Origin of the sequence: Lentzea fradiae (assembly GCF_900100955.1) — a bacterium.
GTDB classification, from domain to species: Bacteria; Actinomycetota; Actinomycetes; order Mycobacteriales; family Pseudonocardiaceae; genus Lentzea; species Lentzea fradiae.
Window position 1 is genome coordinate 144,625 of the sequence record NZ_FNCC01000005.1, and the last position, 18,929, is coordinate 163,553.

The 18,929-nt window shown below is 71.7% G+C and carries 16 protein-coding genes; 6 read left to right on the forward strand and 10 right to left on the reverse strand.

The features are described 5' to 3' along the window. Positions 1-592 precede the first annotated feature (592 nt). The 4 genes from BLT23_RS12835 to BLT23_RS12850 are packed head-to-tail and all read left to right on the forward strand — an operon-like array spanning position 593 to position 4,395. Entirely contained in the window at positions 593-2,956 is a 2,364-nt protein-coding gene (locus BLT23_RS12835) for a sensor histidine kinase (RefSeq protein ID WP_342713655.1), read from the forward strand. Positions 2,957-2,997: 41 nt separating this feature from the next. Beyond that, positions 2,998-3,435 (forward strand): roadblock/LC7 domain-containing protein, encoded by a 438-nt coding sequence (locus BLT23_RS12840; protein ID WP_090048835.1) that lies wholly within the window; start codon positions 2,998-3,000, stop codon positions 3,433-3,435. Further along, the gene (locus tag BLT23_RS12845; RefSeq protein WP_090048836.1) at positions 3,432-3,812 is read left to right on the forward strand and encodes a DUF742 domain-containing protein; all 381 of its coding nucleotides are present in this window, start codon (positions 3,432-3,434) and stop codon (positions 3,810-3,812) included. The genes BLT23_RS12840 and BLT23_RS12845 overlap by 4 nt, the downstream gene beginning before the upstream one ends. Then, complete coding sequence (locus tag BLT23_RS12850) at positions 3,793-4,395, forward strand: GTP-binding protein (protein WP_090048838.1); 603 nt, start codon at positions 3,793-3,795, stop codon at positions 4,393-4,395. Before BLT23_RS12845 ends, BLT23_RS12850 begins: the two co-directional genes overlap by 20 nt. A gap of 55 nt (positions 4,396-4,450) precedes the next feature. Here BLT23_RS12850 and BLT23_RS12855 read toward each other — a convergent pair whose 3' ends face one another. The 5 genes from BLT23_RS12855 to BLT23_RS12875 all read right to left on the reverse strand — a co-directional run bounded on the left by BLT23_RS12855 (position 4,451) and on the right by BLT23_RS12875 (position 10,415). Beyond that, entirely contained in the window at positions 4,451-5,809 is a 1,359-nt protein-coding gene (locus tag BLT23_RS12855; protein ID WP_090048839.1) for a tryptophanase, read from the reverse strand. 49 nt (positions 5,810-5,858) lie between these two features. Next, positions 5,859-6,881: a tryptophan dimethylallyltransferase family protein gene (locus BLT23_RS12860; protein WP_090048841.1), complete on the reverse strand. Its 1,023-nt coding sequence runs from the start codon at positions 6,879-6,881 to the stop codon at positions 5,859-5,861. Between the two features lie 446 nt (positions 6,882-7,327). Next, positions 7,328-8,281 carry a lysyl oxidase family protein gene (locus BLT23_RS12865; RefSeq protein WP_090048843.1) on the reverse strand — a complete coding sequence of 318 codons (954 nt, stop codon included), beginning with the start codon at positions 8,279-8,281 and terminating at the stop codon, positions 7,328-7,330. After that, positions 8,257-9,591 carry an FAD-dependent oxidoreductase gene (locus BLT23_RS12870; protein ID WP_090048844.1) on the reverse strand — a complete coding sequence of 445 codons (1,335 nt, stop codon included), beginning with the start codon at positions 9,589-9,591 and terminating at the stop codon, positions 8,257-8,259. Before BLT23_RS12870 ends, BLT23_RS12865 begins: the two co-directional genes overlap by 25 nt. Continuing rightward, a complete protein-coding gene (locus BLT23_RS12875; protein ID WP_090048846.1) occupies positions 9,591-10,415 on the reverse strand; it encodes a glycosyltransferase in 825 nt (274 codons plus the stop codon). Before BLT23_RS12875 ends, BLT23_RS12870 begins: the two co-directional genes overlap by 1 nt. A 369-nt stretch (positions 10,416-10,784) precedes the next feature. Between BLT23_RS12875 and BLT23_RS12880 the strand changes: the two genes are divergently transcribed. Both BLT23_RS12880 and BLT23_RS12885 read left to right on the forward strand, forming a co-directional pair. After that, positions 10,785-12,095: a sugar transferase gene (locus tag BLT23_RS12880; RefSeq protein WP_245743918.1), complete on the forward strand. Its 1,311-nt coding sequence runs from the start codon at positions 10,785-10,787 to the stop codon at positions 12,093-12,095. Positions 12,096-12,151: 56 nt separating this feature from the next. Then, positions 12,152-13,309, forward strand: coding sequence for a putative glycoside hydrolase family 15 protein (locus BLT23_RS12885; protein WP_090049419.1), 1,158 nt, complete (start codon positions 12,152-12,154; stop codon positions 13,307-13,309). On the opposite strand, the gene BLT23_RS12890 is transcribed toward BLT23_RS12885, so the two are convergent. Genes BLT23_RS12890 through BLT23_RS12910 form a run of 5 tightly spaced genes read right to left on the reverse strand, consistent with a single transcriptional unit; the run spans position 13,290 to position 18,922 of the window. Further along, on the reverse strand, positions 13,290-14,387 hold the full coding sequence (locus BLT23_RS12890) for a glycosyltransferase family 4 protein (protein ID WP_090048849.1): 1,098 nt from the start codon (positions 14,385-14,387) through the stop codon (positions 13,290-13,292). The two genes, BLT23_RS12885 and BLT23_RS12890, sit on opposite strands and share 20 nt — an antisense overlap. Further along, positions 14,384-15,442, reverse strand: a complete 1,059-nt coding sequence (locus tag BLT23_RS12895; protein ID WP_090048851.1) for a glycosyltransferase — start codon at positions 15,440-15,442, stop codon at positions 14,384-14,386. The genes BLT23_RS12890 and BLT23_RS12895 overlap by 4 nt, the downstream gene beginning before the upstream one ends. Beyond that, positions 15,439-16,839 (reverse strand): oligosaccharide flippase family protein, encoded by a 1,401-nt coding sequence (locus BLT23_RS12900; RefSeq protein WP_090048852.1) that lies wholly within the window; start codon positions 16,837-16,839, stop codon positions 15,439-15,441. The genes BLT23_RS12895 and BLT23_RS12900 overlap by 4 nt, the downstream gene beginning before the upstream one ends. Then, positions 16,836-18,086, reverse strand: a complete 1,251-nt coding sequence (locus BLT23_RS12905) for a glycosyltransferase 87 family protein (RefSeq protein WP_245743919.1) — start codon at positions 18,084-18,086, stop codon at positions 16,836-16,838. The genes BLT23_RS12900 and BLT23_RS12905 overlap by 4 nt, the downstream gene beginning before the upstream one ends. Then, a complete protein-coding gene (locus BLT23_RS12910; protein WP_090048854.1) occupies positions 18,083-18,922 on the reverse strand; it encodes a YveK family protein in 840 nt (279 codons plus the stop codon). The genes BLT23_RS12905 and BLT23_RS12910 overlap by 4 nt, the downstream gene beginning before the upstream one ends. Positions 18,923-18,929: the final 7 nt, after the last annotated feature.

Genomic DNA, 18,929 nt, shown 5'->3' on the forward strand with positions numbered 1-18,929 from the left:
CCTGAAGTTCACGAGGGCGGTCCGGCAGCGGGCCGCCCTCGTCGTGTTCGCGCGGAGCCGTGCGTGAGCGCTGCCCGGGAGACGTGATAGAACATTCCCGGGTCATCGCGCAAGATCGTGCCGGCAGTTCCGCGGCGTGGTGTCGATGATCACCAAACGAGGAATTGCCCGCTTCGCACGTTCGCTCTGCGGCCGCGACTTCGCGGTCTTTGTCAAACTGCCGGTGACGCAAAGCTACGGCCGGTCGCCGTCCGTCCCGCGCGGGTGCCCTCGCGCACCCTGCGCAGGGGGTCGGTGCAATAGTTGCGACGTTTCCGGCCGTCGTTCGAAAAAACCGCGTGCGGCGCCGCTACCTGGGAAAGCGTGTTCCTGGGGTGCCGTGGTGGACCGCGAAGTGGGAACGGGGGTGTTGCAGAGTGCATCTGACTGAGTACTCTGCACACACCCCCTCAAGATCATCGCTGTTGATCATGCTCATGTAGCGGTGCTATCTTTCCGTCGCCAATTCGGGTGGTCGTGGAGCGTTGTGAAGCAGAAGAACGTGCCGGACACGAATTACAAGACAATTCGTTCCCGGCTCACTGGTGTCGTGGTGGTTCCCAGCATCGTCCTGTTGGTGATGTGGGCGCTGTTCTCCTCCTACACGGTCTTCGAGGGCCTGTACCTCCAGCTGGTGGCCGCCGGCGCGCGTGACGCGTCGATCCCCGCCGTCAAGTCGCTCGCGTCGTTGCAGAAGGAACGCGAGCTGACCATGACGAGCCTGAGCAAGCAGGAGACGGGCAGCTCCGCGCTCCTGAAGCAGTACCAGGAGAGCGACGAGGACGTCTCGGCGATGAAGTCGGCGTTCGCCGAGCTTGCGTCCCAGGCGCCGCAGGAGGTCGTCGACGGGATCAACAAGCTCAACGCCCTGCTCGACCAGCTGCCGGAGCAGCGCGAGCGGATCGAGTCCGGCAACGCGCTCAAGTCCGAGGTCTACCGGTTCTACAACAGCGTCCTCGACGCGGGCGCCTCGCTGTTCAGCACGCAGGCCCGCATCGTCCCGGACTCCGAGACGACGCAGGCCGCGCTCACCGGCTTCCAGTACTTCCTCGCCAACGACGCGATGTCGCGGTCCAGCTCCCTCGCCTCCGGCGCGATCGCGGCCGGGCGGTTCACGCCGGAGGAGCACCGCGAGTACGTCACGCTCGTCGGCGGCTACCGGTCCTACCTCTCCTCCAGCGAGCCGAACTCGCTGCAGAACGTGCGCGACCACTACAAGGAGCTCGTCAGCAGCCCCGACTGGCAGCAGCTGGTCAACTTCGAGAACCGCCTGATCCAGAACGCGGAGCGGCCCATCGGCAACGCCGTGGCCCTCGCGGACTGGGAGGCGGCCAGCCGGGGCGTGTCGGTCGAGCTGACCACGCTGGTGCAGGAGCAGACCACCGGCGCGGTCAACATCGCGATGGCCAACGGCGAGAGCAAGTTCACCCAGGTGCTGATCGGCAGCCTGATCGCCCTCGTCGCGGTGATCATCGGGATCTTCCTGGCGGTGCGCATCTCGAGCCGCCTGGTCAACAAGGCGTTGATCGTCCGCCTGACCAACCTGAAGAGCGACTCCCTCAAGCTCGCCCACGAGCGGCTGCCGAACATCGTCGAGCGGCTGCGCGACGGCAAGCACGTCGACGTGGCGACCGAGGTCCCGGCGCTCGACTACGGCAACGACGAGATCGGGCAGGTGGCCGACGCGTTCAACGCCGCGCAGTACACCGCCGTCGCCGCGGCCGTGAAGGAGAGCCAGACCCGTGAGGGCGTCAACCGCGTCTTCCTCGACATCGCGCGCCGCAACCAGGGCCTGGTGCACCGCCAGCTGAAGATCCTGGACAAGCTGGAGCGCGAGGAGGAGAACCCCGACCACCTCGACGCGTTCTTCCAGCTCGACCACCTCGCGACCCGTGCGCGCCGCAACGCCGAGAACCTGATCATCCTCACCGGCGAGCAGCCGGGCAGGCAGTGGCGCAAGCCGGTCCGCATGCTCGACGTGGTGCGCGCGGCGGTCGCCGAGACCGAGCAGTACGCCCGCGTGAAGGTGAACCCGGTGCCCGAGGTGGCGCTCGTCGGCGCCGCCGTCGCCGACACGATCCACCTGATCGCCGAGCTGGTCGACAACGCGACGTCGTTCTCCTCGCCGCGCTCGCAGGTCGAGGTGCACAGCAGCGAGGTGCCGCAGGGCCTCGTCATCGAGATCGAGGACCACGGCCTCGGCATCAAGGCCGAGGACCGCGAGCAGCACAACGAGATGCTGGCCGCGCCGCCCGACTTCGAGGCGATGAGGCTGCGCGGCGAGTCCCGCCTGGGCCTGTTCGTCGTCGCCAGGCTGGCCGCCCGCCGCGGCGTCCACGTCGAGCTGCGGGACTGCCCGTCCGGCGGCACGATCGCGCTCGTCCTGATCCCGTCGGAGCTCATCGTCGGCGGAGCCGGCACCGTGGACCAGGTCGAGGCGGCGCAGATGCCGAAGCCGACGTTCCGTCAGCAGACGCTGCAGCAGGCATCCCACCCGACGCTGCAGGGCGACCTGGCGCACGAGGACCCGTCGCGGCAGCCCACCGAGACCTTCCAGCTCGACGAGTTCTGGGCAGGCGCGGGTGTGGGAAAAGGCAACGGCGCCGTCCACCCGCGGGAACCGGAGATCAGCGGCCGTCTCGAGCTGTCGCCGGGGGACGGCCGCCCGGCAGGGGACTGGCCGGCCGACGACCCCGCGGACGGCGCTGACACGCGGCAGGACGCCAGGCCGGAGCTGCCGCGCAGGAGGCGGCAGCAGCACCTGGTGCCGCAGCTCGCGAACGACGAGCTCCGGCCGATGCCCGACCTCGGCGAGTTCGACGCCGAGGAACGGGCGGAACGCACACGCGACGGCATGTCCGCCTTCCAGCGGGGCACGCGCAGTGCCCGCCAGGCGGACGACGTCGTGGAACCGTGATACCGATCGTGGGACGACTGAACACCGAAAGGGCTATTTCAGTGGACGACAAGACCGGCGGGCACCCCGAGCTCAACTGGCTGCTGGACGACCTCGTCTCCAGAGTGATCGGCGCCCGCCACGCCGTGGTGCTCTCCGCGGACGGCCTGCTGCTCGCCCGCTCGCCCGAACTGTCGAAGGACGACTCGGACCACCTCTCGGCGATGGCGTCCGCGTTCCAGAGCCTCGCCAGGGGCACCGGGCGGCACTTCGGCGGCGGCCAGGTCCGGCAGACGATCGTGGAGATGGAACGCGCCCACCTGTTCGTCACGGCGGCGGGCCAGGGCGCCTGCCTCGCGGTGGTCGGCGACGAGGACGCGGACATGGGCATGATCGCCTACGAGATGAACATGCTCGTGAAGCGGGTGGGCAGCTACCTGTCGTCCGCGCCGAGGACGGCGGCGTCGCCGAGGCTCCCGAACGCGCTCGGCCTGTCATGAGCCCGCACTCCGGGGACTGGTGGTACGACGAGGCGGCGGGCCCCCTGGTCCGCCCCTACGCGATGACCAGCGGTCGCACCAGGCCCAAGCCGGCGGGCGACGAGCTGACTCTCACGACCCAGGTCCGGGCGCTCCGCACGACCTCCGACCAGGGTTCGCTCTCCGTGGAGCACCTCGAGATCGTCAAGCTGTGCCGGAAACCGCTGTCCGTGGCGGAGGTCGCCGCCTACCTCAACGCACCGCTGGTCGTGGTGAAGGTGCTGCTGAGCGACCTCATCCAGCGCGGTGACGTGATCACCCGCGACCCGTCGCGGACCGCGGTCCCGATGGACCTCAACCTACTCCAGAAGGTGCTCGATGGTGTCCGTGCAATCTGAGGGACGGCGCGAGGAGCCGCTCGTCCCCACGTCGGTCAAGATCGTCATCGCCGGCGGCTTCGGCGTGGGCAAGACGACGATGGTCGGCGCGGTCAGCGAGATCACCCCGCTGCGGACCGAGGAGCTGCTCACCGAGGCGGGCGAGGAGATCGACGACCTCGCCGGTGTCGAGGGCAAGAACACGACGACGGTGGCCCTGGACTTCGGCCGCATCACGATCAACCCGGAGCTGGTGCTCTACCTGTTCGGCACACCGGGACAGGACCGCTTCTGGTTCATGTGGGACGAGCTGTCCCTCGGCTCCATCGGCGCCGTCGTGCTGGTGGACACCCGCAGGCTCGACGCGGGCTTCGGCGCCATCGACTTCTTCGAGCGCAGGGGAATCCCGTTCGTCGTGGCCGTGAACTGCTTCGAGGGCAGCCACTCCTACACGGCGGAGGAGATGCGCCAGGCGCTCGACGTCTCCGAGACGGTGCCGCTGGTGCTGTGCGACGCCCGCGACCGCGAGTCGTGCAAGACCGTGCTGGCGTGCGTGATCGAGCACGCGATGCACCGGCTCGACACCGTGGCAGCCCAAGCCTGACGTCTTGCGAGAAGAGGCCGGCCCGTCACCCGACGGGCCGGCCTCTTCCGTTGTGTCAGCGCACCTGCTCCAGGCGGCACCGGAACGGCCGCAGCATCGCCGGTGCCTCCACGAGCCGGTAGCCGGGCACGTCCTCGGGTGCCTTGGCGATCCCGGCGAGCGTCTCCGCCACGTACTCGAGGTGGCTGCGCGTGTAGACGCGGCGCGGAATGGCGAGCCGCACCAGCTCGAACGGCGCGGGCGTCACCAGGTCGCCGTTCCCGTCGATCTCGCCCAGGTAGAGCGAACCGACCTCGGCGCACCGGATGCCGCCCGCCAGGAACAGCTCCGACGCGAGCGCGTGCCCGGTGAACCGGCTCGGCGGGATGTGCGGCAGCAGCCTGGCCGCGTTGAGGTAGACGGCGTGCACCCCGGCGGGCCGCACACTGTCCACACCGGCCTGTCGCGCGCACTCGGCCAGGTACGCGGTGGACTCGGCCCGCTCCCGCAGGTACAGCGGGTCGGTCACCTCGATCAGGCCCTGCGCGCACATGTCGAGGTCACGGCCGGAAAGCCCGCCGTAGGTGCGGAACCCCTCGGTGGCGATCAGCAGGAGCTCGCACTGCTTGGCCAGCTCCGTGTCGTTGAGGGCGAGCATCCCTCCGATGTGGACGATGCCGTCCTTCTTCAGGCTGAGCACGCAGCCGTCGGCGAGCCGGAACGCGAGCTTCGCCACGTCACGTGGACTGTGCCCGGCGTACTTCGCCTCCCGCTGCGTCACGAGCCACGCGTTCTCCGCGAACCGCGCCGCGTCGAGGATGAACGGCACGCCGTGCTTGCGGCACAACGCGCTCGCCGCCTCCAGGTTCGCCATCGACACCGGCTGCCCGCCACCGCCGTTGTTGGTGATCGTCATGAGCACCAGGCCGACGTCCTCGGGACCCGACAGCACCTCCTCCAGCGCGACGAGGTCGATGTCGCCCTTGAACGGCGCGTCGCTGTCGAGGTCGGAGAAGGCGGGCGACGGGAGGTCGCGGGCGATGGCGCCGACGATCTCCACGTTGGCCCGCGTCGTGTCGAAGTGCGTGTTGCTGACCGAGAGCTGCCCGGGCTTGAGCAGCGCGCCGAACAGGATGCGTTCGGCGGCACGGCCCTGGTGCACCGGGAAGATGTGCCGGTACCCGGTCAGCTCCTCGGCCACGTCGCGGAACCGGAACCACGACCGCGCGCCCGCGTAGGTCTCGTCACCGCGCATCCCGGCCGCCTGCTGGTCGGCGGACAGCGCGCCGGTGCCGGAGTCGCTCAGCAGGTCGATCGTGACGTCGTCGGCCGTCAGGTTGAACTGGTTGTACCCAGCGGCCGCGTACACGCGCTCCCTGTGGTCGCGGGTGGTGATGGGGATGGGCTCGACGACCTTGATGCGGTACGGCTCCAAGACAACGTTGCCTTTCTGAGTGCCGGCGCGAGACCTGTGGGCCTCGCCATTAGCCGGACAGTGCGGTGGTGCGCGGGGGCGTCACGTCGTACGCCTCCGAGGACAGGTAGACGGTGACTCCCGGTCGCGGTCTGCCCAGCCGCAGCGACACGTGGGCGATCAGCCCCACGCCGTCGGCGAGCGGTCGCTGGATGATGCTCGTCAGCGCCAGCACGAACGGTTTCGTGTCCAGCCCGCACCGGTTCATGATCGCGAGCACGCGCTCGCACGCCTCCAGGTCGTCCGGCACGTAGTCCCGCACGGGGATGTAGAGCGAGTAGCCGCTCGGCCGGTCGTGGTCGCCCGGCAGGAAGGTGTAGCTCGACATCATCGGCCTGCGGGTGAACGGGCCGGTGCCGCCGCAGGCGAGCTCGACGACCTCCGCCAGCAGGCCGGTGTCGGTGCCGGGGGTCGCGGAGGCGGCCATGACGACGTCGTCGACGACCGAGTCCTCGTGGGACACGTAGGTCTTGACGCGGGCGTGGGCCTCGTCCACGAGGTCGAGCGCGAAGAACGAGAAGCGGTCCAGGCCCTCGCGGCGCAACGCGTGCGCGGCCACCGCGGGGTAGGCCGCGCCGAGACCGAACCGGGTCAGCGCCTCCCGGACGAGCGGGGTCGCGTTGTCCCGCCCGCGCACGTCGGGGTTGAGGTAGACCTTGATGCCCGGCGCGGCGTCCGCGTTGACGATCAGCGAGTACCAGAACGCGAACTCGCCCTGCGGGTCGGAGGGCAGGAACAGGTCGCGCACCTGCTCCAGCCGGGCGAGGTGCAGCGGGTGCTCCGCGCCGATGCGGTCGAGGGCGTCGAGCGCCGCCGTGAGGTTGGCACGGGTGCCCGGCCGTTCGGCGAGCGACTCCACGATCATCCGGACCGCCGGGGGCTCGTTCTTGGCCAAAGCGACCGAGAACTCGACGGGGGAGTGGTCGTCGGCGACCTGGGAAGGCCACTGCGGAACGCGGGAGAGAGGGCGTGCCGAGCCGGGACCCAATGCGTCGGCCAGCAGCTTTCTCGCGCTTTCCGCGGACCTGGTCAATCCGACCGCGCGCAGCAGGTTGTTGAGTTGACCCAGGGCGAAATCACGTAATGAGACGACAGACGCGCTCAAGATGGGGCTCCTGATCGGGGGGAATCAGGCGGGGATCACAATCGAGACGGGGTGGAATCGAAGTGAATTCTCTCAAGCCACCACATGGGCAGGTCAAGGGCCAGAGGGGTTGTGCGGCCCACTCTCCGCTGTGATCAATGTTGCACCACAAGGGCTATTGACATCGCCACTGTTCCCTGATCATCGGCGGGATTGTGTGTTTGAGTGCGTCTGTGCTATGCGGCCGCATTTGGTTTCAAAGAGTGAACACCGGGACGTTAATGACAATCGCCGACTTCGCCCCGAATGGCGGCCGTTTGTCTCGGTACAAAAGAAACGAGGTACGTCCGGGGAGTCCCGGACGTACCTCGTTTTGTGTCAGGTAGCGGTACCGCTCAGTTCAGCGCGTCCGCGCACCGGTCCACGCCGGGGCAGCTGCGCAGCAGCCGCACCTCGGGCGCCGCCTCGATCCTGGACGGCGCCTTGGCCGCTCCTCCCGGCCACCGCACGGAGATCGCGATCGACGACGCGTTGTTGTCGTAGCTCTTCTCCAGCAGCGTGCGGTCGGAGTTGACGACGTTGACGACGTCGTACACGCCGGACGGAACGCGGGTGAGGTCGAGCCACTGGAAGTCGACCTCCTTGCGGTAGTCGTCCCCGGAGCCCACGGAGATCCCGAACGTCGTGTCCTTCGCGGACGGGTGGTGGTGCCCGCACATGTGACCGTCGAGCTGACGCGCCACCTGCCCGGCGGGGGAGTCGTGATCGGCGGGGCGGTGCGGGAGGTCGTCCGCGACCCGGTAGCGGTCGCCGATGCAGAAGCCGTTCTTGCGGTCGGTCACCACCACGTCGCCGCCGGGCGTGCGCAGCTGGAAGTACTCGAAGTGCAGGAGGTGCCAGTGCTCGTGCGTCGGCGCGGGCTCGTAGTAGGCGCTGGCCCTGGTCGCCCGCCGGGCCTCCTCGTACGTGCGGGCGATCGAACCGTCCACACCGGACTGGATCGCCTGCCGCACCTTCATCGACGAGACGAGGGTGGTGCCGCGGTGGGCGTGCAGGAGCAACGGGCCGTCGCCGACGTTGTCGATCGCGGTGGTGAACCTCAGGCGCACGGCGCCGATCTTGCCGTCCTGCACGCACCTGCCGCGCGGCTCGGACGCGTCGCGCACCAGGCACACGTCCCAGTCCCGGCACGTGGACGGGTCGCCGGTGAAGCCACCGGGACAGCCGATGGGCGCCTGCCTGAGGTCCGGCAGCAGCGGCGCCGGGTCTGCCTGGCCCTGCTGCGACGAGACGAGGGTGCTCGCGGTGATCGTGAGTGCCGCGATCACCGCGCCGATTCTGCTGACCATGCGGTGTTCTCCTGGTTCGGGGATCTCCTGGCGTCGCGCAGGAGGAGGCCGGCCACGGTGCCGGCCAGCTCGACGCTCGAGTTCCAGCTGGTGACGTTCGGGTAGACGTGGGCCGTGGTGGCGAGCAGCAGCGGCGTGCCGGGCACCTCCACGGACGGCTTGTCCGCCAGGTAGCCCAGCGGGTGCACGGGTTCGACGAACGGGGCCTTGAAGACGCGGACCTCGTCCACGTCCTCGGCCGTCAGTCCTGTGTGGATGCTCAGCAGCTGGTCGGTCCACCGCCGCGCGATGACGCTCTCGTCCTCGCGGTACAGCTCGGACTCGCGGCTGGTGTACCGCATGGCGTACACCAGGTGCCGGTCGCCGTACCGCGCCGAACCGGTCAGCGGGGTCATCTCGACCAGGCCGTCGAAGTCGGTGCCGGACCGCAGCACCGGCGCCCAGTAGTGGCCGGACAACGGCTTGCGGAGGAAGAACAGCGTGTTGACCACGCCCTGGTACGGCAGCCGCACGTCGGGCAGCCTGGCCGCCAGGGCCTCGTCCGCGATGCCGCGCAGCGCGGGCAGCGGCACGGTGGACACCGCGTGGCGCGCCCGCACGGTCTCGCCGTCGCCGAGCGTCACGACGACGCTGTCCGGCGTGGCCTCCAGCCGCCGCACCGGCACCGAGGTGCGCACCTCGCCACCGCCCGCCTCGATGGACGCGCGCAGGGCGTCGATGACGCTCTTGTAGCCGCCCTCCGGGTAGCCGCGCACCGACGAGTTGCTCTCCCGGCCGAGCCGCTGCCACAGGTACAGGGCGGGCACGTCACCGAAGGCGGAGCCGAACTTGGCCCCGAACATCGGCGCGAGCAGCAGGTGCCAGACCCGGTCGCCGTACAGGCCGCGCAGCCAGTCCTCGGTGCGCATCCGGTCGAGGTCCTTGCCCTCGCCGAGCCGGCGCAGCAGCAGCGAGACGACGCCGAACCGGACCCGGTCGGTGAGGCGCAGCGGCGTGAACCGCAGCAGGTCGAGCGCGGAGTTGAACGGCCGGTGGACGCCGTCCACGACCATGCCCATGCCCGTGGGCCGCCACCGCACGCGGTCCTCCAGCCCGAGCTCGCCGAGCAGCGCGAGCAGGGCCGAGTCGGACGGCATCACGCAGTGGTAGAAGCGCTCCACCCACTGGTCGCGCGAGGAGAAGAACGTGCCGAGGCCACCGAGCTGGTCGCTCGCCTCGAGCAGCGTCACGGGCAGGCCCTCGCGGACGAGCCGGTGCGCGGTGGCGAGACCGCAGATCCCCCCGCCGACCACGACGACGCGGCCGGGCATCAGAGCTTCCCGACCGGGACGGGCGTGAGCCGGTCACGCGTGAGCAGGAGCAGGTACTGGCGCAGCGTGCGGCCGAGCCGGAGCTTGCTGGCGCCGGGCTTGCGGTCGTAGCGCAGCTTCAGCGGGACCTCGCTGACGACCGGCTCGCAGTGCCGCAGCTTCATCAGCAGCTCCACCATGCACGCGAACCCGCGCTCCTCGACCAGGCGGTCGCCCCAGTGCGCGGCGGCGCGGCGCAGCAGGCTCACCCGGTAGGCGCGGAAACCGCTCGTGAAGTCGCGCACGCCCTCGATCTTCAGCGCTCTGCCGAGCACCACGGCGGCGCCGCGGGAGAGCAGCCGGCGCGAGCGCGGTGCCGTCGAGTCGTCGCCGCCCTCGGTGAACCGGGAGCAGATCACGATGTCCGAACCGGCGCCGATCTCCTCCAGCAGCACGGGGATCACGCCGGGGTCGTGCGTGTCGTCGGCGTCCATGACGACGACGACGTGCTCCGGCGCGGCCACCGCCAGCGCGGCCTTCAGTCCTGACTGGACGGCCTGACCGAGCCCGAGGTTCACCGGGTGGCGCACCAGCCGGACGTCGAGGCCGCGCGCGTCCGTGACGCAGTCGGCGGTGCCGTCGGACGACCCGTCGTCGACCACCCAGACCGTGACCCGGCCGGCGACGGCCGACTCGGCGACGCGGCGCAGCAACCGCGGCAGCGCGGCCGCCTCGTTGTAGGCGGGGAGGACGAGGTGCACGTCGCCGCCCGTGCGGACCTCGTCCGGCACGGTCACGGCGGCACCCTCGGCTGAATGCCGGGCGCCGTGTTCGTCGACTCTCACTCAATGCCCCCTCTTCGGTGGCTCGCGGTTGGTGGCGTGAATTATTGACACGGCGTGCTAAAGCTTTTGAGGCGACCCTGGTCGTGTTCAGGGCAAGTGGCACGTCGAAATCTCACCAACTGCGTTCAGCGAGACACTGAAGAGGGAATATTGACACCCGAAGAGATGATTTTTCGCAGCGCCCTCACTCTTTCGCGCAGTGCCGCGGTCAATACTCATTCGATCGGATGATCTTCCATGAGGCGATTTTCGGCGGTTGCCGTTCCGGCCGCACCCGTTCCCTCGCGTGACACCCACCCGAGACGACCGGCGCGGGCCGGTGCTCGCCCGGCCAGGGCACGCCGGGACCTGCTCAGCCGGGTGAACGCGGTGGCCGTCCTGCTCGTCCTGGCCGACTGCGCGACGCTCGTGGCGGTGTGCCTCGACCACGGCGTGGGCTGGCTGTGGGGCGGTGCCGTCGCCGGCGCGGTCCTCACGATCAGGGGCGCGTGGCGGCTCTACCGCAGGCGGCTGTGGCTGTCGTGGCTGCAGGACCTGCCGCGCTCCGCCGCCAGCACCGCGCTCGCGTTCGCGCTGCTCACCGGGGTCGGCCTGGTGGCGGGCGCCCCGGCGGACGGCCTCGCCGCCGCGCAGTGGGCGATGATCGCGTTCGCGCTGGTCATCGAGCCCGTCAGGTGGTGCGTGTTCTGGTTCGGCCGGTGGTGCCGCAAGCGGTTCGACCGCTGCGACCGCACGATCGTGGTGGGCGCGGGCCGGGTCGGCGTGACCCTCGCCAGGACCATGCTCGAACACCCCGAGTTCGGCCTGCGGCCCGTCGCGTTCGCCGACTCCGGCCCCCACCCCGACCGCGAGCCGCCGGAGCTCGAGATCGTGGACGGCGACCTGGCCGACGCCATCGTGCGGCTGCGCGCGGGCACCGTCGTGCTGGCGTTCTCGCACACCCGCGAGTCACCGCTGGTCGACGCCGCCATCACCGCCCACCGGATGGGCTGCTCGACGCTGGTCGTGCCGCGCATGTACGAGCTGCACCCCGACGGCCCCGGTATCGAACGGCTGCGCAGCTACCCCCTGATGCGCCTGGGCACGTCCCCGACCAGCAGGCCCACCTGGTGGGTCAAGCGGGCCGCCGACCTGGTGCTCGCCGCCGTCGCGCTGGTCGTGCTGTCGCCGGTCATCGGCCTGTGCGCGCTCGCGGTGCTGCTGGAGAGCGGCCGCCCGCTGTTCTTCCGGCAGGTCCGTGTCGGCATGGACGACCGCACGTTCGTCCTCTACAAGATCCGCAGCGTCCGGCAGTCCGGCGAGGACGACTCCCAGGTCAAGTGGTCGGTCGTGGGCGACTCCAGGGTCGGCCCGGTGGGCCGGTTCCTGCGCCGCACGTCGCTCGACGAGCTGCCCCAGCTGTGGAACGTCCTGCGCGGCGACATGTGCATTGTCGGGCCGCGCCCGGAACGGCCGGGTTTCGTTCGCGAGTTCTCCGCCATTCACGAGCTATATTGGGCTCGCCATCGCGTTCCGACCGGCCTGACGGGGCTCGCTCAGGTGCACGGGCTGCGGGGTGACACCTCGATCGCCGACAGGTCCCGGTACGACAACTACTACATCGCGAATTGGTCGTTGTGGCTCGACCTGAGGATTCTACTGATGACAGCGGGTGAGTTGTGTTGTCGGAGAAATCGCTGATTCGTCGATTCGCCGCCGTCGCTCTCGTGCTCCTTTCGAGCGCGTGCACGGCCAGCATGGCCACCGAGCCCTTCGGCACCGCGCGGGCGCCGCGACCGCTGGCGCCCTGCGCCTGGTGGTACGCCATCGGCGACTCGCCGACGGCGTGGGAGATCAAGTCCGCCGCCAAGCGCTACGACGTGGTCGTGCTCAACGCGTGGGAGACGGCGCACATGCGCAAGCTCCACGAGCTCAACCCGAAGCTGAAGGTCCTCGTGTACAAGGACTTCTCCAGCGTGCGGAACTACCCCGGCGCCGTCGAGGGCAGCCGTGACGCCCGCTACCTGCCCACCGGTGTCGGTTACTTCGCGGCCGAACGGGACCACCCCGAGTGGTTCGCCCTCGACACCGGTGGGCGGCGCATCGAGTGGAACGGGTACCCGCTGCACTGGCAGACGGCCGTGTGGGACCCCGCCTACCAGCAGGCGTGGGTGGACGCGGTCGTCGGCGAGGTGCTCCGCGAGGGCTGGGACGGGGTGCTGGCGGACAACGACTTCAGCTCGCTGCGGCACTACTCGTCCGCGGTGGTCGCCGGCACCGCCGACGCCGGGGAGACCGACCGGGTGCTGCGCGAGGGCCTCGACGACCTGCTGGCGCTCGCCGGGGAAGCCCTGGAGAAGGCCGGGAAGATGCTGGTCCCCAACGTCTCGGAGTCCCAGCTCACCCCCGGCCGCTGGGCGGCGCACTCGCGCTACGCGGGCGCGATGGAGGAGAACTTCGGCCTGCGCGGCGACGACGGCACCGGCGAGCTGGTCACGTTCAAGGGCAACCAGTTCAAGGAGCAGCGCGCCCAGGCGGCGCTCGGCGAGTCCTGGTTGCTGCTCATCACGCACACGAAGACCGAGCAGGAGGAACGTGTCGGGTACGCCTCGGCCGCTCTTCTCGCGAGCCCCCACACCTGCTGGACCCGTGCGAACCCCGACTACCGGAGCCCGTACTGGTCGCTGTACCAGGACACCCGGCTCGGCGAGGCGGTCGAGGCGGCCACCCGCCTCACGAGCGGGGTGTGGACGCGCCGGTTCAGCGGCGGCTGGGTCGCCGTGAACCCGACGAAGACCTCCGCGCTGATCCAGCCGCCCGAGGGTCTGGTGACCCTGGCGGGCGAGCCGGTCACCGACCCGGTGGACCTGCCGCCCGCCGACGCCGTGGTGCTGGTCAACGCTCCTGGCCCGTGAGCTTGCGGTAGAGGTCGAGGTGGCGGCGCGCGCACACCTCGGCGGTGAACCGCTCGCGCGCCCGTGCCGCCAGCCTGGCCCCCGTCGCACCGGGGTCGGGGTCGGCGAAGAGGTCGCGCAACCGAGCCGCGAGCGAGGTCACGTCCCCCGGCCGCGCCAGGTCGTCGCCGGAGACGCCCAGCATGTCCGCCACGCCGCCGGTGTCCGTCGCGACCACGGGCTTGCCCGCCATCATCGCCTCCGCGACCACGAGCGGCTGCTGCTCCATGGTGGACGGCAGCACCAGCGCGTCGTGCTCCGGCAGCAGCTCGGGCACGTCGGACCGGAACCCGAGGAACTGCACGCGGTCAGCGAGGCCGCGCCGGGTGACCCTGCCCTCCGCCTGCGTCCTCTGTGGACCGTCGCCGATGACCGTGAGCGTCGCGTCGTCCGGCATCGAGGTCTCCAGCGCGTCCAGCAGGGTCAGCACACCCTTGCGCTCGACGAGCAGGCCCACGAAGACCAGGTGCCGGACGGGCCCGGTGGGCGGGTCGGGGGTGACCTCGTCGACGCAGTTGTCGATGTGGGTCATCCGGTGCGGGGGCACGTACAGCCGGTCGCGCAGGAACCGCGCCATCTCCCTGGCGGGCACCACGGTCCGGTGCACGACCCTCGCCACGGCGGCGTCGGCGGCGAGCACCGCGCGGGTGTAGCCCGACGGCGCCGTCGCGCCCCGCACGCCGCGGAACCACGGCTCCTCCACGTCGTCGGGCACGCCGTGGTAGGTGTGCACGATCTTGGGTCCGGTGGTGGAGAGCCCCGCGCTCACCAGGCCGGAACGCCGGTCCTGGGCGTGCACGACGTCCGGCCGCCACGACCGGAGCGCCGCGCGGGCCAGGCGCGCCGCCCGCACGTCCCCCTTGCGGGGCACGAGGATCTCCTCGAAGAACGGGTCGAGCAGCTCCGCGCCCCGGCGGGGACGCGGCCCGAAGACGCGCACCTCGGCGTCGCCGGACTTGGCCAGCGCGGCAGCCAGCCGCACGGTGACGTCCACCGGGCCACCGCTGTCCTGGGTGAGCAGGTAGGCGATCCGTGTCATGGTCGTCCTTCCACCAGCTTCTCGGTGAGGGTCGCGATCCGGTCGGTCATGCGGTCGCGGTCGAACAACGCCTCGGCGCGGGCCCTGCCGCGTTTGCCCTCGGCCGCAGCCAGCTCCGGGTCCGCGAGCCGGAGGGCGATCGCCTGCGCCAGTGCCTCCGTGTCCTGCGGCGGCACGACCTCGCCCGCGTCGCCGATGCTGTGGCGCACGCCCTCCACGTCGAACGCCACCACCGGACGTCCGCACGCCAGGGCTTCCAGCGGAACCAGCGCCATGCCTTCGGCCCGTGACGGCAGGACCACGACGTCGGCTCGCGCGTAGAACTCGGCGGTCGCGTCGCTGTGGCCGTGCCACCGCACGCCGGGCTGCTCCTCGGCCAGCAGGACGTTCCGCAGCGGTCCGTCGCCGACGAGCAGGAGCCGGGCGTCCGGCACCTTCGCCCGCACCGACGGCCAGGCGCGCAGCAGCAGGTCCTGCCCCTTCTGCCGGGCCAGGCGGCCGACGCAGACCGCGGTCGGGGTGTCGTCGCCCTTGGGCCTCGGGAACAGCCGGCGCGTGTCGACCCCGTTGCACACCACCTCGGCCGGCGCGGTCACCCCCGCGGCCCGGCCGAGGCGGAGCTCGTCGTCGCTCACGCACAGGAGCAGGCCCGTCCACCGCGACGCGCGCGCCTCCCACCACCGGCAGGCGCGGCTCAGCAGCCCCTCGGCGACGCGGAACGACCAGAGGTGGGGCTGGAACACCGTGGGCGTGCGGCCGCGCAGCACGAGCCGGGCGAGCCCGGCCTTCGAGCTGTGCAGGTGCACCACGTCCGGGCCGATCTCGCGCAGCGTCCGGCGCAGCGAGAGCAGCTCACCGACGGTGCGGGGGCCGGGGGAGCGAGTCGCGTGCCACGGGTGGACCGGGATCCCCGCCCGCCGCGCCTGGTCGGCGAGACGGCCGGGCGGGCAGGCGACGCGGGCGTCCCACCCGCGCCGCCGCTGGGCCGTGACGAGGTCCAGCACCACGACCGCGACCCCGGCCTCCACCGGCTGGGTCACGTGGACGATCCTCACGCGCGCTCCTTCAGTCCGATGAGGACGGTGCGGTTCACCGGCAGGACGACGGCGCAGTAGGCGGCGGCGAGCGCGAGCCCGGTGCCGGCCAGGCCGAGGACACCGGACGGCTCGGGCAGCGCGAGGCGCACGCCGAGGCTGAGCAGGGCGCCCGCGACGACCCCGGCGACCGGCCGGGCGACCCGGCGCGGCGCGAGTCCGGCGCGGGCGAGCACCAGCCACGTCACCGGGACCAGCAGCCACACGACGGCCACCTGCGTGACGGCGACCGCCTCCGGTCCCCGCCTCGTCGTGAGCACCAGCGCCGTCAGCAACGCGACGAGGTGCGCGGTTTCCAGGGCGAGGTACTGGCGGGCGTGCCCGGCGGCCCTCAGCGCCTGGTACCAGACGTGCAGCAGGCTCAGCCCCAGGCCGTACCCGCAGAGCAGCACCAGGATCCGGGCGGCGCCCGCCCACTGCTCGCCCAGCACGACGATCCCGTCCGCCAGCAGCGCCACCACCACGTACAGGCCGCCGGTGACGACCAGGGCGGCGGTGGTGAACCGGTGCACGGTCTCCGGCAGCCGTTCCCCGAGTCCGCTCCGGACCAGGTCCGCGCAGATCGGGAACAGCACACCGCCCAGCACGACGGCCACCATGATGTACGGCACCCAGGCGATCCGGAACGCGAGCGAGTACCCGCCGACCGCCTCGGGACCGAGCACGTGCCCGATCGCGAGGTAGTCGACGTTGACCAGCAGCACGGCGATCAGGGCGCCGGGTCCGACGACCGCGATCCACCGCACCGCCTCCGCCGCGCTGCCGCGGTCCCACGTGAAGCGCAGGCGCGCTCCCGTGACGGCCGCGAGCACCGGTTGCGCGACCGCCGTGCACACCAGGCCGAGCACGAACGCCGTCGGCCCGGCCCCGGTCGCGGCCAGCGTCACGGTGACCGCGGCGCCGAGGAACATCCCACCGGCGTCCGGCAGCATCCGGCGGCGGAAGTCCAGGTCGCGGTGCATCAACGCCATCTGCACCCCGCCCGCCGCGGTGAACGGCAGGGTCAGGGCGGCGAGCCGGAGCAGCCCGGTGGCGTCCGGCGTGCCGAGGGCGGCGGCGATCGGCCCGGCCGCGGCCACGACGGCGGCGGCGAGGACCGCTCCCGTGCCGACGCTCAGGGTGAGCACGGTGCCGGCGAGCCGCAGCGGGTCCCGCGCGGTGCGGCTGACCACGTCGTAGACCCCCATCGCCTGGACGACCTGGCCGATGTTGACCACCGAGACGACCAGGGCGACGACGCCCAGCTCGGTCTCGGTGAACAGCACCGCGAGCGCCAGCGTCACGGCGATCTGGCCGCCCTTGCTCAGCAGGTTCACCGCGAACAGCCAGAGCGAGCCCCGCACCGCGACGTCGGTCATGCCGTGCGCCGGCCGTGCCGCACGGCGAAGACGACGAGCACGGCCCAGGCGGCCACGACGGCCAGCCCGTCGAGCGTCACGCTCGCCCTCGCCCCGAACACCGACCGCACCGCCGTGTCCACGAAGTACAGGTGCGCGAACGGGACCGCGAGCAGCAGTGCCGCGCACCCCGCCCACCGCCAGGCCGTCTCCGCCCGCCGCCGCCAGCACAGGACCGCCAGCGCGACGAGGGCGGGCACCGCGATCAGCACGTCACCGGGCTGGTGCACCAGCGCGACCACGATGCCGAGGCACGTCAGCACGTCCGCGACCGCGGAGCCGTCCGGCGTCCGGTCGAGGCGGCGGGCGAGCAGCGCGGTCGCCGCGAGGACACCGCACAGCGCGAGCAGCTCGGCTCCCGGCGGCAGCCACCCGGTGGTGCGGAAGAACACCGCGGGCAGGTCGACGCGTTGCGCGGCCATCGAGTCGACGGCGCCGTAGCCGGTCTGGCTGGCCCACGCGAGGTTGCGGGAGATCACGTCGAGGAACTCACCGGCCCCGCCGCCGCGCACGACGAGCAGCGCGGCCACCGGCAGGCTCGCCACGGCGGCGGCCGCCGTGCCCAGCAGCGCGACCTTCCGGTCTCCCCGCACGAACAGCACCACCGCCAGCGGCAGCCCGAACTGGGGCTTGAGCCACGCCAGCGCCAGCGCGGCCGAGGCCCAGCCGGGGTGTGTCGCGCGCAGCAGCAACGCGCCCGCGACGCTCACCGCGATCAGCGGGTTGACCTGGCCGATGTACAGCTGCGCCTTGCCGACCTGGCTCGTCACCAGCAGCGTGGCGACCACGACGGTCCCGGCGACCAGCGGCAGCCGCGCCCCGCGTGCCGCCAGCACCGCGAGACCCACCAGCAGCACCAGGCAGGCCAGCGTGAACGCGACGGCGCCGACCCGGTACTCCGGCAGCGCGAACGGCAGGTGCAGCACCAGGTGGTAGGGCTGGTAGAGGTTGAAGTTCTGGCGCACCGGCCAGTGCTCGAACATCACGGCGGGGTCGTACGGGTTGCCGCCGCCCAGGAACTCCCTGATCGGGAAGTACAGCGCGTCCCGGAAGTCCTGCATGCGCTCTTCCGGCAGGTTCGCCTCGGTCGGCAGCGGCACCTCCCACGACGGCCGCAGCGCGCGGAAAGCACTGGCGGCGCCCAGGAGGGCGACCAGGCCGACGAGGATCGACCTGGCGAGACCGGACCGGTTCGTCGTCGTGATCACGCCAGCACCACCGCCACCAGGACGGAGGACGCGGGCAGCACCGCGAGGGCGGGAGCGAGGTCCCTGCCGCGCCGGTCGGCCACCGCGACCACCGCCGTGCCGTCCCCAGGCTCGGACGCCTTGTCCGGCAACGCCCGCGCGAGCTCCTCGGCCCGGTCGGCGAGCTCGGGGCTCACCGCCAGCACCCGCACCGGGCGGGCGGCGGCCACGCACAGCGCCGTGAGCCGCTCGGTGAGCGCGGGGTCGTCGTCCCGCGTCACGACGACGGGGTGGCCGACACCGGCCTTCGCGAGGGCCGAGCGCGCGGTGGTCCCGCGCCGCAGCACGCCGGTGGCGACACCGGCGATGACCGCCACGACCAGCGCGAGCCCGGTGGCGAGCCGCCAGTCCGGGCTCACGACCGCCGTCTCCGGCCGCGGGTCGACCAGCCGGAAGCGGGCGGCGGGGGCGAGCAGGTCGGCGTCGATCACGGCCTTCGCGACCGCGGACACGGCCTTCGCGGCGTGCTCGGCGGAGTCGGCGCGCACGGAGATCCGCGCGACACCGGACGCGGGCACCAGCTCGACCGAGATGGCCTTGGCCAGCCGCTGCGGCGACGTGCCCGCCTGCTCCGCCGCCACCTCCAGCACCGACGGGCTGCGCACCAGCTGCACCACCGCGGGCGCCGCGAGCGAGGTGACCTCGCCGAACCGCGCGCTGTCCGGTGTGGACGGAGTGGCCAGCAGGGCGAGCCTGCCCTCGCTGACGGCGTCGCGCGACGCCACGGCCAGCAGCACGAGGACACCGGCCAGGACCGCGGCCAGCACCCCCTCGACCACAGCTCTGGGAGCCTTCATCGTCCCT